Source organism: Streptomyces sp. NPDC006512 (genome assembly GCF_040611935.1).
Taxonomy (GTDB): Bacteria; Actinomycetota; Actinomycetes; order Streptomycetales; family Streptomycetaceae; genus Streptomyces.
Window position 1 is genome coordinate 1 of record NZ_JBEXPG010000078.1, and the last position, 12,132, is coordinate 12,132.

Below are 12,132 nucleotides of genomic sequence, written 5' to 3' on the forward strand. Positions count from 1 at the left end.
GGGGCGGGGGGGGGTTTTACCTGCCCGGTTTCGGGTAACTTGGGGGGGGGCCCCGTGCGGGGGAAAGGGGGGGGGGGGGCGGGGGGCTGGGGGGGGGGGGGGGCGGGCCCGCCCCGGCCCCGCCCCCCGCCTCACCTCGCTCCGGCCGTGACGGCGGGCCCTATCGGGGAGGGCACACCGCCCAGGCGAGGTGGTAGAGGGTGTTGACGCTGGCGTCGGTGGAGTCCATCGCCATGAAACTGGTCGCGGTCTGCGGGTTGGACGTGCCCGCATTCACGCGCAGTTCGGTATTGATGTTGAAATTGCGTTTTTCCCCGCAGGGGGCCCATACCAGGTCGGCGTATTCCGTCTTGTCGGTCGCCTGCCAGTTGTCGTTGAACGGCCCGTTGAACTGATGGGTCCGCTGGGATGTCTGGGGCATTCCCTGGAAGTAGTAGTTCGCCCTTTCCTGGCCCCACGCGCCGGGCTGGAGGAATGCGAATCCGCGGTAGTCCGCCTGGACGATCGCGTAGGTGAAGCCGTTGGGCACGTGGACGCGCAGGTTCAGCTGACAGTTCTTGCGGAAGGCCGTCGGCGGGGCGCCGGGGCCGACCTGGGCGAGGTACTCGCTGTACGTGACGGTGAAGGCGGTGTTGTCCGGGGCGACGGCGACTTCGGCCGTGCCCTCGCGGCAGCCGGATCCGTTCACGGTGGCGAGTTCGATGACGATCTTGTCGGGCGGTGCCGTGATCGGGCCGGGTACGGGGCCGGCGGCGCCGGCCGGTGTCGCCGTGGCGATCAGGGCGGCGACCGCGCCGCCGGCGAGCAGGGTGCGGGACAGCGAGGGGGTCATCGTTGTCACTCCTGACCTTGAGTCGGGGGTTTGCCGTTCTCGCGCCGGGTCAGGCCGCGGTGCATTCCTTCCACTCGAAGTGGTAGACCGTGCTGACGCTGCCGTCGGTGGAGTCCATGCTCATGAAGCTCAGGGCCTGCGGGTTCGACGTCCCGGGGTAGACGCGCAGTTCGGTGTTGACGTTGAGGTTGCGTTCCTCGCCGCAGGGCGCCCAGACCAGGTCGGCGTACTCGGTGCGGTCGCTCGCCTGCCAGTTGTCGCTGAAGGGGCCGTTGAACTGGTGGGTGGTGCGGGCGGTCTGGGCCTGGCCCTGGAAGTAGTAGTTCGCGCGCTCCTGGCCGTAGGCGCCGCGCTGGAGGTGCGCGAAGCCGCGGTAGTCGGCGCGGGCGATGGCGTACGTGAACCCCTGGGGCACGTGGATCCGCAGGGCGAGCTGACAGTTCTTGCGGAACTCGGTGCCGCCGGAGCCGGCGCCCGACTGGGCGAGGTAGTTGCTGTACGTGACGGTGAAGGCGGTGTTGTCGGAGGCGGCGGCGACGTCCGCGGTGCCCTGCGGGCAGCCCGAGCCGTTCACTCCGACGACGTCGACGGTGATTCTGCCGGGCGGCGGTGTCTCCGGGGAGTCGGCTTGAACGGGTACGGCCACGGCCGCGAGGGCCAGGGCCGCCGCGCCGACGCTGAGTCTGCGGAGCTGCATTCTCTTTTCTCCATCCGGTCGGACTTCCACGGGAATTCGGCGTGGACATGCCACCACAACGGTGAGGGGACTGGGAAGGACCCGATATGGCCAACGGTCCGCGCCCGCATTTCCTGGCCGGATTCCGCGAGGGCCGAAAGGCCCGCCGCACCCCGCCCATCAGCCCCGCCGCCCCGCACCGGCGGAACGGGAAGGGGCGGGCCCGGCGCCGAAGATGTCCAGAAGCACGCAGCGGGGGCACGGCCCCCACCGGACCGTGCCCCCGCCGCTCGCCGCCGCTCTCGCCGCCGGCCCCGCTACGACGCCCCGCTACGACGCCCCGTACACCGGCTGCGGCGGCTCGGAGGCGGCCAGGAGTTTCGCCGCCGCCTCCCCCGCCTCGGCCGGGGTCCAGCGGGCGCCGCGGTCCGCCGTGGGGCCGGGACGCCAGCCCTCCATCACCGTGATCCGGCCGCCCTCGGTCTCGAAGACCCGGCCCGTGACCCCGGCCGAGGCGTCGGAGCCCAGCCACACCACCAGCGGGGACACGTTCTCGGGGGCCATCGCGTCGAAGGCCCCGGCGGCGGGGGCGGCCATCTCCCGGGCGAAGGTCCGCTCGGTCATCCGGGTCCGGGCGGCGGGCGCGATCGCGTTGACCTGGACCCCGTACCGGCCCATCTCGGCCGCCGCGACCAGGGTCATGCCGAGGATGCCCGCCTTGGCCGCGCTGTAGTTGCCCTGACCCACCGAGCCGAGCAGTCCGGCGCCGGAAGAGGTGTTGACCACCCGCGCCGCGACCGGCCGGCCGGCCTTCGCCTCCGCCCGCCACCAGGCGGCGGCGTGCCTGAGCGGCAGGAAGTGGCCCTTGAGGTGGACCCGTACGACCGCGTCCCAGTCGTCCTCGCCGAGGTTCACGAGCATCCGGTCGCGCAGGAACCCGGCGTTGTTGACGAGGGTGTCCAGCCGGCCGAAGGCGGACACCGCGCACTCCACCAGGGCGGCCGCGCCCTCGCCCGTCGCGATGTCCCCGCCGTGCGCCACCGCCTCCCCGCCGCGCTCGCGGATCTCCGCCACGACCCGCGCGGCGGGCCCGTCCGCCTCCGGCCTGCCGTCGAGCCCGACGCCCAGGTCGTTGACCACGACCCGCGCCCCTTCCGCCGCGAAGGCCAGCGCGTGGGCCCGGCCCAGCCCCCGCCCCGCGCCCGTCACGATGACCACGCGTCCGTCCGCCATGCCCATTTCAGGCCTCCTTGTTGACAGTTGCCGCATCCAAAAAAGCCGGGCGCTCCCCGCCGCCGTGCACCAGCAGGCTCGCCCCGCTCACGTACGCCGCCCGGTCCGAGGCCAGGAACACCGCCGCCTCCCCCACGTCCGAGGGCTCCGCCAGCCGCCCCAGGGGCACCGTCGCGCCGACCGCGGCGACGCCCGCCTCGTCCCCGTAGTGCAGGTGCGACAGCTCGGTCCGCACCATGCCGAGGACCAGCGAGTTGACCCGCACCTCGGGCGCCCACTCCACGGCCATCGACCGGGCCAGGTTCTCCAGGCCCGCCTTCGCCGCCCCGTAGGCCGCCGTCCCGGGCGAGGGCCGGGTGCCGCTGACGCTGCCGATCATCACGACCGAGCCGCGCGCCGCGCGCAGCCACGGGTGCGCGGCCAGCGAGGCCGTCAGCGGGGCCACCAGGTTGAGCTCGACGACCCGCGCGTGCCGTTCGGCCTCCCCCTCGCCCAGCAGCCGGTACGGGGTGCCGCCCGCGTTGTTCACCAGGCAGTCGAGCCGCCCGTACCGGTCGGCGACGGCCGCGAAGGACTCCCGTACGGCGTCCGGGTCGCGCAGGTCGAGGGCGGTGAAGGCGGCCTGCCGGCCGCCCGCCCGCACCGGCCGCTCGGGCGGGCGCCGCGCGCAGAGCACCACCTCGGCGCCCGCCGCGAGGAACGAGCGGGCGATCCCGGCGCCGACGCCGCGGGTTCCGCCCGTGACGACCGCGACCCTCCCCTTGAGCTCCATCGGCTGCTACCTTCCTCACCTAACAAATGTTTGGTGGAAAGGTAGCTGATCCGCTCATGGGTGTCTCCACCTCCAGCCCGGACAAGGGCATCGCACTCGTCACAGTCGACTTCCCGCCCGTCAACGCGCTGCCCGTACGGGGCTGGTACGACCTCGCCGACGCCCTGCGCGCCGCCGGCCGCGACCCGGAGGTGCGCTGCGTCGTCCTGGCCGCCGGGGGGCGCGGCTTCAACGCCGGGGTCGACATCAAGGAGATGCAGCGCGACGCCGGGCACGCCTCCCTCATCGGGGCCAACCGCGGCTGCGCCGAGGCCTTCGCCGCCGTCTACGAGTGCGAGGTCCCGGTCGTCGCGGCCGTGCACGGCTTCTGCCTCGGCGGCGGCATCGGCCTGGCGGGCAACGCCGACGCGATCGTCGCCTCCGACGACGCCACCTTCGGCCTGCCCGAACTGGACCGGGGCGCCCTCGGCGCCGCCACCCACCTGGCCCGCCTCGTCCCCCAGCACCTGATGCGCGCCCTCTACTACACCTCCCGCACCGCGACCGCCGCCGAACTGCACGCGCACGGCTCGGTCTGGAAGGTGGTGCCCCGGGCGGAGCTGCGGGCCGCCGCCCTGGAACTGGCGGCCGAGATCGCGAAGAAGGACGGCTACCTGATCCGGCTGGCCAAGGCCGCCATCAACGGCATCGACCCCGTGGACGTGCGCCGCAGCTACCGCTTCGAGCAGGGCTTCACCTTCGAGGCCAACCTCAGCGGCGTCGCCGACCGGGTCCGCGACACCTTCGGGAAGGAAGGGACCCCGTGACCGACAAGACGATGACCCCCGAGGAGGTGGTCGGCCGGCTGAGCAGCGGCATGACCCTCGGCATCGGCGGCTGGGGCTCCCGGCGCAAGCCGATGGCCCTGGTGAGAGCACTGCTCCGGTCCGAGGTCACCGATCTCACCGTGGTCTCCTACGGGGGCCCCGACGTGGGCCTGCTCGCCGCCGCCGGCCGGATCCGCCGGCTGGTCGCCCCCTTCGCCACCCTCGACTCCATCCCGCTGGAACCGCACTTCCGGGCCGCCCGCGAGAGCGGCGCCCTCGCCCTCACCGAGTACGACGAGGCCATGTTCATGTGGGGCCTGCACGCCGCCGCGAACCGGCTGCCCTTCCTGCCCGTCCGGGCCGGCCTCGGCTCCGACGTGATGCGGGTCAACCCCGAGCTGCGCACGGTGACCTCGCCCTACGCCGACGGCGAGGAGTTCGTCGCCGTCCCCGCCCTGCGCCTGGACGCCGCCCTGGTCCACCTCAACCGCGCGGACCGCCTCGGCAACGCCCAGTACCTGGGCCCGGACCCGTACTTCGACGACCTGTTCTGCGAGGCGGCGGACGCCGCGTACGTCTCCTGCGAACAGCTCGTGGAGACCGCCGAGCTCGCCAAGTCCGGCCCGCCGCAGTCCCTCCTCGTCAGCCGGCACGCGGTCACCGGCGTCGTGGAGACCCCGAACGGCGCGCACTTCACCTCCTGCGCCCCCGACTACGACCGCGACGAGGCCTTCCAGAAGCTCTACGCGTCCACCCCCTGGCCCGAGTTCGCCGCCCGCTTCCTCTCCGGCGCGGGCGAGCACGACTACCAGTCCGCCGTCCGGACCTGGCACGAGGAGCAGAGTTGAGCAGCGAGAGCGGGAGCACCCCGGCCGTCAGCCGGGCCGAGTACTGCGTGATCGCCTGCGCCGAGGCCTGGCGCGACAACGGCGAGGTCCTCGCGAGCCCGATGGGCCTGATCCCCTCGTTCGGGGCCCGGCTCGCCAAGCGGACCTTCTCCCCCGACCTGCTGCTGACCGACGGGGAGGCGATGCTGGTCGGCCTCGACGGCACGCCCGAGGGCTGGCTCCCCTACCGCCGCCACCTGACGATGGTCACGGGCGGCAAGCGGCACGTGATGATGGGCGCGAGCCAGATCGACCGGTTCGGCAACCAGAACATCTCCTGCATCGGCGACTGGGAGCGGCCGGCCCGCCAGCTCCTGGGAGTGCGGGGGGCGCCCGTCAACACCCTCAACAACCCGGTGAGCTACTGGATCCCCCGGCATTCGACCCGGGTGTTCGTCGAGCGCGTGGACATGGTGAGCGGGGTCGGCCACGACCGGGCCGAGGCGGCCGGGGTGACCCGTTTCCACCGCCTGCCCCGCGTCGTCAGCGACCTCGGCGTCTTCGACTTCGCCGGCCCGGACCGCTCGATGCGCCTGGCCTCCGTCCATCCGGGGGTGACCCTCGACCAGGTCCGCGGGGCGACCGGCTTCGAGCTCGCGGTGGACGGCGAGGTCCCGTACACGCGGGAGCCGTCGCCGCGGGAACTGCGGCTGATCCGCGAGGTGATCGACCCCCAGGGGCTGCGCGAGCGCGAAGTGCGGGGCTGACCCGGTGGAGACGGCATTCACGAAGCTGGTCGGGGTCCGCCACCCGATCGTGCAGACGGGCATGGGCTGGGTGGCCGGGCCGCGTCTGGTGTCGGGGGCGGCGAACGCGGGGGCCCTCGGGATCCTGGCCTCGGCGACGATGACGGTGGAGCAGCTGCGGGCGGCGGTCCGGGAGGTCAGGTCCCGTACGCGGGCTCCGTTCGGGGTCAACCTGCGGGCGGACGCCGGGGACGCCGCCGAGCGGGTGGAACTGATCGTCGAAGAGGGCGTCCGGGTGGCCTCCTTCGCCCTCGCCCCGTCCCGGGAGCTGATCGCCCGGCTGAAGGACGCGGGAGTGGTCGTGATCCCCTCGGTCGGTGCGCGCCGGCACGCCGAGAAGGTCGCCGCCTGGGGCGCGGACGCGGTGATCGTGCAGGGCGGGGAGGGCGGCGGGCACACCGGGGACGTGGCGACGACGGTGCTGCTGCCACAGGTGGTCGACGCGGTGGACGTACCGGTGGTCGCGGCGGGCGGCTTCCACGACGGGCGGGGGCTGGTCGCGGCGCTCGCCTACGGGGCGGCGGGCATCGCCATGGGCACCCGGTTCCTGCTGACCTCCGACTCCACCGTCCCCGACGCCGTGAAGGCCGAGTACCTGAAGGCCACCGTCAAGGACGTCACCGTCACCACGGCCGTCGACGGGATGCCGCACCGGATGCTGCGGACGGAACTGGTCGACGCCCTGGAGCGGTCGGGCCGCGCGAGGGCGCTGGCGCGGGCGGTCCGGCACGCGGCGGGCTTCCGGAAGCTGTCGGGGCTGTCGTGGCCGGCGATGGTGCGCGACGGCCTGGCGATGAAACACGGCAAGGACCTGTCCTGGAGCCAGGTCCTGCTCGCCGCGAACACCCCCATGCTCCTCAAGGCGTCCATGGTCGAGGGCCGTACGGACCTCGGAGTCATGGCATCCGGCCAGGTCGCGGGGGTGATCGAGGATCTGCCGTCCTGCGCGGAACTCGTCGACCGCGTCATGGCCGAGGCACACACCGTGCTGGACCGCCTGTACGGACACGGCGGTCCGCACGCGCTCGGCACCCTGCCACCACCAGGGTGATCCCCCTTCTCCGTCACAGGAGTCGTCCACATGAGCCGTGCCCGAATCCGTCTGGCGATCGCGGCGGCCGCCGCCGCGCTCGCCGTCGGAACCCTGCCCGCCTCCGCGAACGCGCAGGCGGCGCCCGGTGCCGGGGTCAGCGCCCGGCACCACCAGCCGTCGTACGGGCAGCAAGCTGAAACGATTCGCCAGATCCCTCTCCAGGGCGCCGTCAACGTCCGGGACCTCGGCGGCTACCTCACCTACACCGGCGGCCGGGTCCGCCAGGGGCTGGTCTACCGCTCCGACGCCCTGAGCAAGCTGACCGCGGCGGACATCACCACCGTCGCCGGTCTCGGCCTCACGAAGGCCGTCGACTTCCGCATCCCGATGGAGGTCCAGTACGACGGCGCCGACAAGCTGCCGCCCGGCCTCTCCCCCACCGCCCGCCCGGTCAGCGACCTCGGTCTCTACGGAACCCTCGTCGGCGCGATCGGCAGCGGCGATCCGGTCAAGCAGGAACAGATGCTCGGCGGCGGCCGCGCCGAGGCCTACATGCGCGACATCTACCGCACGTTCGTGACGAGCCCCGAGAACCGGGCGCAGTTCGCGACCACCCTGCGCGAGATCGCGAACGGCGGCCAGGGCCCGCTGCTGTACCACTGCACGTCCGGCAAGGACCGTACGGGCTGGATGAGTTACGTGCTGCTGCGCGCCCTGGCCGTTCCGGAGGGGACGGCCGAGCGCGACTACCTGGCGTCGAACACCTTCCGGGGTGCCTACGACGCCCAGGTCCGCGCGGGTCTCAAGCAGTCCGGCCGGATGCAGAACCCCGACCTGCTGATCCCGCTCCAGGAGGTCCGCCAGGACTACCTGGACTCCGCGACCGCACAGATGGAGGCCGACTACGGCGACTTCTACGGCTACCTGACGCGGGGCCTCGGCCTGGACCTGCGGACGCTGGCGAAGCTCCAGAGCAAGATGGTCCGGTAGGGGCCGCGGCGGAATACGCCACCGGGCCGGGCGGCGCGTGATGCGCTGCCCGGCCCGGTGGTACGTCGTACGCCGTCGGCGGGTCAGACCGCCCGGCGGCGGCCCTGGCCGGCGGAACCGACCCGGCTGCGCGCGGACGCCGCGGCCGCGCCACCGGAGGCGCCGCCCCCGCTGCGCCGGCCCTGACCGGCGGAGCCGGCGGCTGCGCCGCCCTGACCGCCCTGGCCGCGGCGGGCCTGGCCCGACCCGGCCGCGGGGGCCTGGCCGGACGCGCCCGAACCGGCGCCGGAGCGGCGGCCACGGCCGCCGGCCGCCGGTGCGCCGCCCGTGGCGGCACCGGTGCGCGGACCGCCGGAGCGGCGGCGCGAGCCCGAACCGGAGCCCGAACCGGAGCCGTTGCGGGGCTTCGGCGGGGTCGCCTGCGGCACCTCCAGCACCACGGGGATGCCCGAGGGCTCCTTGGCGCCGGTGAGGCGGGACAGTTCCTCGTCGGAGGACTTGATCTGCGCGGTGCGCGGGGAGATCCCGGCGTCCGACATCAGGCGGGTCATGTCCCGCTTCTGGTCGGGGAGCACGAGGGTGACCACGCTGCCGGACTCGCCGGCACGGGCGGTACGGCCGCCGCGGTGCAGGTAGTCCTTGTGGTCGGTGGGCGGGTCCACGTTGACGACGAGGTCGAGGTCGTCGATGTGGATGCCGCGCGCGGCCACGTTGGTGGCGACCAGCGCGGTGACCTCGCCCGTCTTGAACCAGTCCAGGGTGCGGTTGCGCTGCGGCTGGGAACGGCCGCCGTGCAGGCCGGAGGCGCGGACGCCGTCCGCGAGGAGCTTCTTGACCATGCGGTCGACGCCGCGCTTGGTGTCGACGAACATGATCACCCGGCCGTCGCGAGCGGCTATGCGCGTGGCCACGGCCTTCTTGTCGGTCTCGTCCATGACGTACAGGACGTGGTGCTCCATCGTGCTGACCGCGCCGGCGGACGGGTCGACGGAGAAGGCGACCGGGTCGTGCAGGAACATCTTGACGAGCTTGTCGATGTTCTTGTCGAGCGTCGCCGAGAACAGCATGGTCTGGCCCTCGGGCTCGACCTGCTTGAGCAGCGCGGTGACCTGCGGCATGAAGCCCATGTCGGTCATCTGGTCGGCCTCGTCGAGGACCGTGATGGCGACCTGCGAGAGGTCGGCGTCACCGCGGTCGATGAGGTCCTTCAGACGGCCGGGGGTGGCGACGAGGACCTCGGCGCCGCGGCGCAGGGCGCCGGACTGCCGGTTGATCGACATGCCGCCGACGACAGTGGCGATGCGCAGGTTGACGGACGTGGCGTACGGCGCGAGGGCGTCGGTGACCTGCTGCGCGAGCTCACGGGTCGGTACGAGGACCAGGGCGAGCGGCTGCTTCGGCTGCGCGCGGCGGCCGGCGGTGCGGGACAGCAGGGCCAGGCCGAAGGCCAGCGTCTTGCCGGAGCCGGTGCGGCCGCGGCCGAGCAGGTCACGGCCGACGAGGGAGTTCGGCAGCGTCGCGGCCTGGATGGGGAAGGGTTCGGTCACGCCCTGGGCGGCGAGGGTCTTCAGCAGCGCCTCGGGCATGTCCATGTCCTCGAACGCGGCGACCGGCGGCAGGGCCGGGGTCAGCGGTTCGGGCATGGTGAACTCTTGGGGCCGGGCTACGGGGGCGGACTTCTGCCGTCCCGCGCCAGCCTTCGGACGCCCCTGGGCCGCACCTCGACCCCGGGTGGGGCGGCGGCTGGGTCGTGCGGAGCTGGTGCTGGTCATGCGGAAAATGCCCTCCTGATACCGGCAGGTAAAACGCGGTCGTGCGTCGTGCCAAACACTGTCGTGCCGAACGCTGCCGTGCCGAACGCCGTCGAGACAGCAGACAAGCCGGGGCCCGCACCTCGCGGCGCGGACCCCGGCATGCTGAAGGAATTAGGCGGGAACGATGTTCTCCGCCTGGGGGCCCTTCTGGCCCTGGGTGACGTCGAAGGACACGCGCTGGCCCTCCTGGAGCTCACGGAAGCCCTGGGTGGCGATGTTCGAGTAGTGGGCGAACACGTCCGGACCGCCACCGTCCTGCTCGATGAAGCCGAAGCCCTTTTCCGAGTTGAACCACTTCACGGTGCCTTGTGCCATTTTAAATCTCCTGAATAGGCGGCAAGGGCCCCATCCGGAGACTCCGGTAAAAACAATTAAAGCGCCTGTCGGAGCATTCCCGTCAGGCGCACATAAAGTTCATGGGTACCACAACTGCAACGAGCTCTAAGCTAGCACACGTCCATCCGGGAGCGCTGCCCCGAGGGTGTGACCTGCTCCGCATCGCCTCCGGAGCAGGTCAGGAGCAGGTCAGGAGCGGGGCACGGCCCGCTACAGCCGCTCGATGATCGTCACGTTCGCCTGGCCGCCGCCCTCGCACATGGTCTGGAGGCCGTAGCGGCCCCCGGTGCGTTCCAGCTCGTGCAGGAGGGTGGTCATCAGCTTGACGCCGGTGGCGCCCAGCGGGTGGCCGAGCGCGATCGCGCCGCCGTTGACGTTGACCCGTGCGGGATCGGCTCCCGTCTCCTTCAGCCAGGCCAGGACCACGGGGGCGAAGGCCTCGTTGATCTCGACCAGGTCGATGTCGGCCAGGGACAGACCGGTCTTCTTCAGGGCGTGCGCGGTGGCCGGGATGGGGGCCGACAGCATGCGGATCGGGTCCTCACCGCGCACGGACAGATGGTGGATGCGGGCGCGCGGCCGCAGGCCGTGTTCGCGGACCGCCCGTTCGGAGGCGATCAGCATCGCCGCCGCGCCGTCGGAGACCTGGGAGGAGACGGCCGCCGTGATGGTGCCGCCCTCGACGACGGGCTTGAGTCCGGCCATCTTCTCCAGGGTGGTGTCGCGGCGCGGGCCCTCGTCGGTGCGCACGTCCCCGTACGGGACGGTCTCCCGCTCGAAGCGGCCCTCGTCGATCGCCCGCAGGGCCCGCTGGTGGGAGCGCAGGGCGAACGCCTCCATGTCCCGGCGCGTGATGCCCCATTTCGCGGCGATGAGCTGGGCGCCGTGGAACTGGTTGACGGGGGCGTCGCCGTAGCGGGCGCGCCAGCCGGCCGAGCCGGCGTAGGGGCCCTCGGTGAGTCCGAGCGGCTCGGCCGCCTGCCGGGAGGCGAAGGCGATCGGGATCATCGACATGTTCTGGGTGCCGCCCGCGACCACCAGGTCCTGGGTGCCGGACAGGACGCCCTGGGCCGCGAAGTGCACGGCCTGCTGCGAGGAGCCGCACTGGCGGTCGACGGTCACCCCGGGGACCTCCTCGGGCAGCCCGGCCGCCAGCCACGCCGTACGGGCGATGTCCCCGGCCTGGGGTCCGACCGCGTCGAGGCAGCCGAACACGACGTCCTCCACGGCGGCCGGGTCGATCCCGGAGCGTTCGACCAGCGCCTTCAGCACGTGGGCGCCGAGGTCGGCCGGGTGGACCGCGGACAGGCCGCCGCCGCGCCGCCCCACGGGGGTGCGCACGGCTTCGACTACGTAGGCCTCGGGCATCGGAACTCCTCTGTTGGGGTCAGGTACGCAGGGCGATCCCGTCGAGCACCATCGACAGGTACTGGCGGGCGATCTCCTCGGGGCTGTGCTGTCCTCCGGGCCGGTACCAGGACGCCGCGACCCACACCGTGTCGCGGACGAAGCGGTAGGTGAGGCGGATGTCGAGGTCGGCGCGGAAGACCCGGTCCGCGACCCCGCGCTCCAGCGTCCCGAGCCAGGCCTTCTCGAACTTCTGCTGCGAGTCGGAGAGGTAGTGGAAGCGGGGCTGGGCGGAGAGGGTGCGCGATTCCTTCTGGTAGATGGCGACGGCGGCGCGGTGCCGGTCGATCTCGCGGAAGGACTCGGTGACGAGGGCTTCGATGGTCTCCCTGGGGCCGAGGCCCGCGGCGAGGACGGTGTCGTAGCCCTGCCACAGTTCGTTCAGGAAGGCCGAGAGGATCTCGTCGAGCATCGATTCCTTGGAATCGAAGTGGTAGTAGAGGCTGCCGGCGAGCATGCCGGCGGCGTCGGCGATCTTCCGGACGGTGGTGGCGTTGTAGCCCTGCGCGGCGAAGACCTCGGCGGCGGTGTCGAGGAGTTCGCGGCGGCGTTCGGGGGACGCCGTCACCTGCGTCTTCTTCTTGTTCGTTGGCACGGGCC

At 72.7% G+C, this 12,132-nt stretch carries 13 protein-coding genes; 5 read left to right on the forward strand and 8 right to left on the reverse strand.

Annotation, left to right across the window (positions count from 1 at the left end; translation table 11 throughout):
- Positions 1 to 160: 160 nt before the first annotated feature.
- The 4 genes from ABZZ17_RS35530 to ABZZ17_RS35545 form a co-directional block, all read right to left on the reverse strand.
- On the reverse strand, positions 161 to 820 hold the full coding sequence (locus ABZZ17_RS35530) for a DUF4360 domain-containing protein (protein ID WP_356882748.1): 660 nt from the start codon (positions 818 to 820) through the stop codon (positions 161 to 163).
- A 61-nt stretch (positions 821 to 881) separates the two neighbouring features.
- On the reverse strand, positions 882 to 1,529 hold the full coding sequence (locus ABZZ17_RS35535) for a DUF4360 domain-containing protein (protein WP_356882675.1): 648 nt from the start codon (positions 1,527 to 1,529) through the stop codon (positions 882 to 884).
- Between the two features lie 309 nt (positions 1,530 to 1,838).
- Entirely contained in the window at positions 1,839 to 2,747 is a 909-nt protein-coding gene (locus ABZZ17_RS35540; RefSeq protein ID WP_356882677.1) for an SDR family oxidoreductase, read from the reverse strand.
- Position 2,748: 1 nt separating this feature from the next.
- Positions 2,749 to 3,513, reverse strand: a complete 765-nt coding sequence (locus tag ABZZ17_RS35545; RefSeq protein WP_356882679.1) for an SDR family oxidoreductase — start codon at positions 3,511 to 3,513, stop codon at positions 2,749 to 2,751.
- 56 nt (positions 3,514 to 3,569) lie between these two features.
- On the opposite strand from ABZZ17_RS35545, the gene ABZZ17_RS35550 reads away from it, so the two are divergent.
- From ABZZ17_RS35550 to ABZZ17_RS35570, 5 genes are read left to right on the forward strand one after another with little or no spacing between them, the layout of a single operon-like run.
- The gene (locus tag ABZZ17_RS35550; protein WP_356882681.1) at positions 3,570 to 4,319 is read left to right on the forward strand and encodes an enoyl-CoA hydratase family protein; all 750 of its coding nucleotides are present in this window, start codon (positions 3,570 to 3,572) and stop codon (positions 4,317 to 4,319) included.
- On the forward strand, positions 4,316 to 5,167 hold the full coding sequence (locus ABZZ17_RS35555) for a CoA-transferase (RefSeq protein WP_356882683.1): 852 nt from the start codon (positions 4,316 to 4,318) through the stop codon (positions 5,165 to 5,167). The genes ABZZ17_RS35550 and ABZZ17_RS35555 overlap by 4 nt, the downstream gene beginning before the upstream one ends.
- The gene (locus tag ABZZ17_RS35560) at positions 5,164 to 5,913 is read left to right on the forward strand and encodes a CoA-transferase (RefSeq protein ID WP_356882685.1); all 750 of its coding nucleotides are present in this window, start codon (positions 5,164 to 5,166) and stop codon (positions 5,911 to 5,913) included. The genes ABZZ17_RS35555 and ABZZ17_RS35560 overlap by 4 nt, the downstream gene beginning before the upstream one ends.
- A 4-nt stretch (positions 5,914 to 5,917) precedes the next feature.
- Positions 5,918 to 7,003: a nitronate monooxygenase gene (locus ABZZ17_RS35565; RefSeq protein WP_356882687.1), complete on the forward strand. Its 1,086-nt coding sequence runs from the start codon at positions 5,918 to 5,920 to the stop codon at positions 7,001 to 7,003.
- 30 nt (positions 7,004 to 7,033) lie between these two features.
- Positions 7,034 to 7,975: a tyrosine-protein phosphatase gene (locus ABZZ17_RS35570; protein WP_356882689.1), complete on the forward strand. Its 942-nt coding sequence runs from the start codon at positions 7,034 to 7,036 to the stop codon at positions 7,973 to 7,975.
- 83 nt (positions 7,976 to 8,058) lie between these two features.
- Here the strand turns inward: ABZZ17_RS35570 and ABZZ17_RS35575 are convergent, their stop codons facing one another.
- The 4 genes from ABZZ17_RS35575 to ABZZ17_RS35590 form a co-directional block, all read right to left on the reverse strand.
- The gene (locus tag ABZZ17_RS35575) at positions 8,059 to 9,747 is read right to left on the reverse strand and encodes a DEAD/DEAH box helicase (RefSeq protein WP_356882691.1); all 1,689 of its coding nucleotides are present in this window, start codon (positions 9,745 to 9,747) and stop codon (positions 8,059 to 8,061) included.
- A gap of 153 nt (positions 9,748 to 9,900) precedes the next feature.
- A complete protein-coding gene (locus ABZZ17_RS35580; protein WP_007502648.1) occupies positions 9,901 to 10,104 on the reverse strand; it encodes a cold-shock protein in 204 nt (67 codons plus the stop codon).
- A 231-nt stretch (positions 10,105 to 10,335) separates the two neighbouring features.
- Complete coding sequence (locus ABZZ17_RS35585) at positions 10,336 to 11,493, reverse strand: acetyl-CoA C-acetyltransferase (RefSeq protein ID WP_356882693.1); 1,158 nt, start codon at positions 11,491 to 11,493, stop codon at positions 10,336 to 10,338.
- Between the two features lie 19 nt (positions 11,494 to 11,512).
- Positions 11,513 to 12,127, reverse strand: coding sequence for a TetR/AcrR family transcriptional regulator (locus ABZZ17_RS35590; RefSeq protein ID WP_356882695.1), 615 nt, complete (start codon positions 12,125 to 12,127; stop codon positions 11,513 to 11,515).
- Positions 12,128 to 12,132: the final 5 nt, after the last annotated feature.

Coding starts and splice junctions, on each gene's coding strand:
- ABZZ17_RS35535 (WP_356882675.1), bottom strand. CDS start 1,529: ATGCAGCTCCGCAGACTCAGCGTCGGCGCGGCGGCCCTGGCCCTCGCG.
- ABZZ17_RS35540 (WP_356882677.1), bottom strand. CDS start 2,747: ATGGGCATGGCGGACGGACGCGTGGTCATCGTGACGGGCGCGGGGCGG.
- ABZZ17_RS35545 (WP_356882679.1), bottom strand. CDS start 3,513: ATGGAGCTCAAGGGGAGGGTCGCGGTCGTCACGGGCGGAACCCGCGGC.
- ABZZ17_RS35550 (WP_356882681.1), top strand. CDS start 3,570: ATGGGTGTCTCCACCTCCAGCCCGGACAAGGGCATCGCACTCGTCACA.
- ABZZ17_RS35570 (WP_356882689.1), top strand. CDS start 7,034: ATGAGCCGTGCCCGAATCCGTCTGGCGATCGCGGCGGCCGCCGCCGCG.
- ABZZ17_RS35575 (WP_356882691.1), bottom strand. CDS start 9,747: ATGACCAGCACCAGCTCCGCACGACCCAGCCGCCGCCCCACCCGGGGT.
- ABZZ17_RS35580 (WP_007502648.1), bottom strand. CDS start 10,104: ATGGCACAAGGCACCGTGAAGTGGTTCAACTCGGAAAAGGGCTTCGGC.
- ABZZ17_RS35585 (WP_356882693.1), bottom strand. CDS start 11,493: ATGCCCGAGGCCTACGTAGTCGAAGCCGTGCGCACCCCCGTGGGGCGG.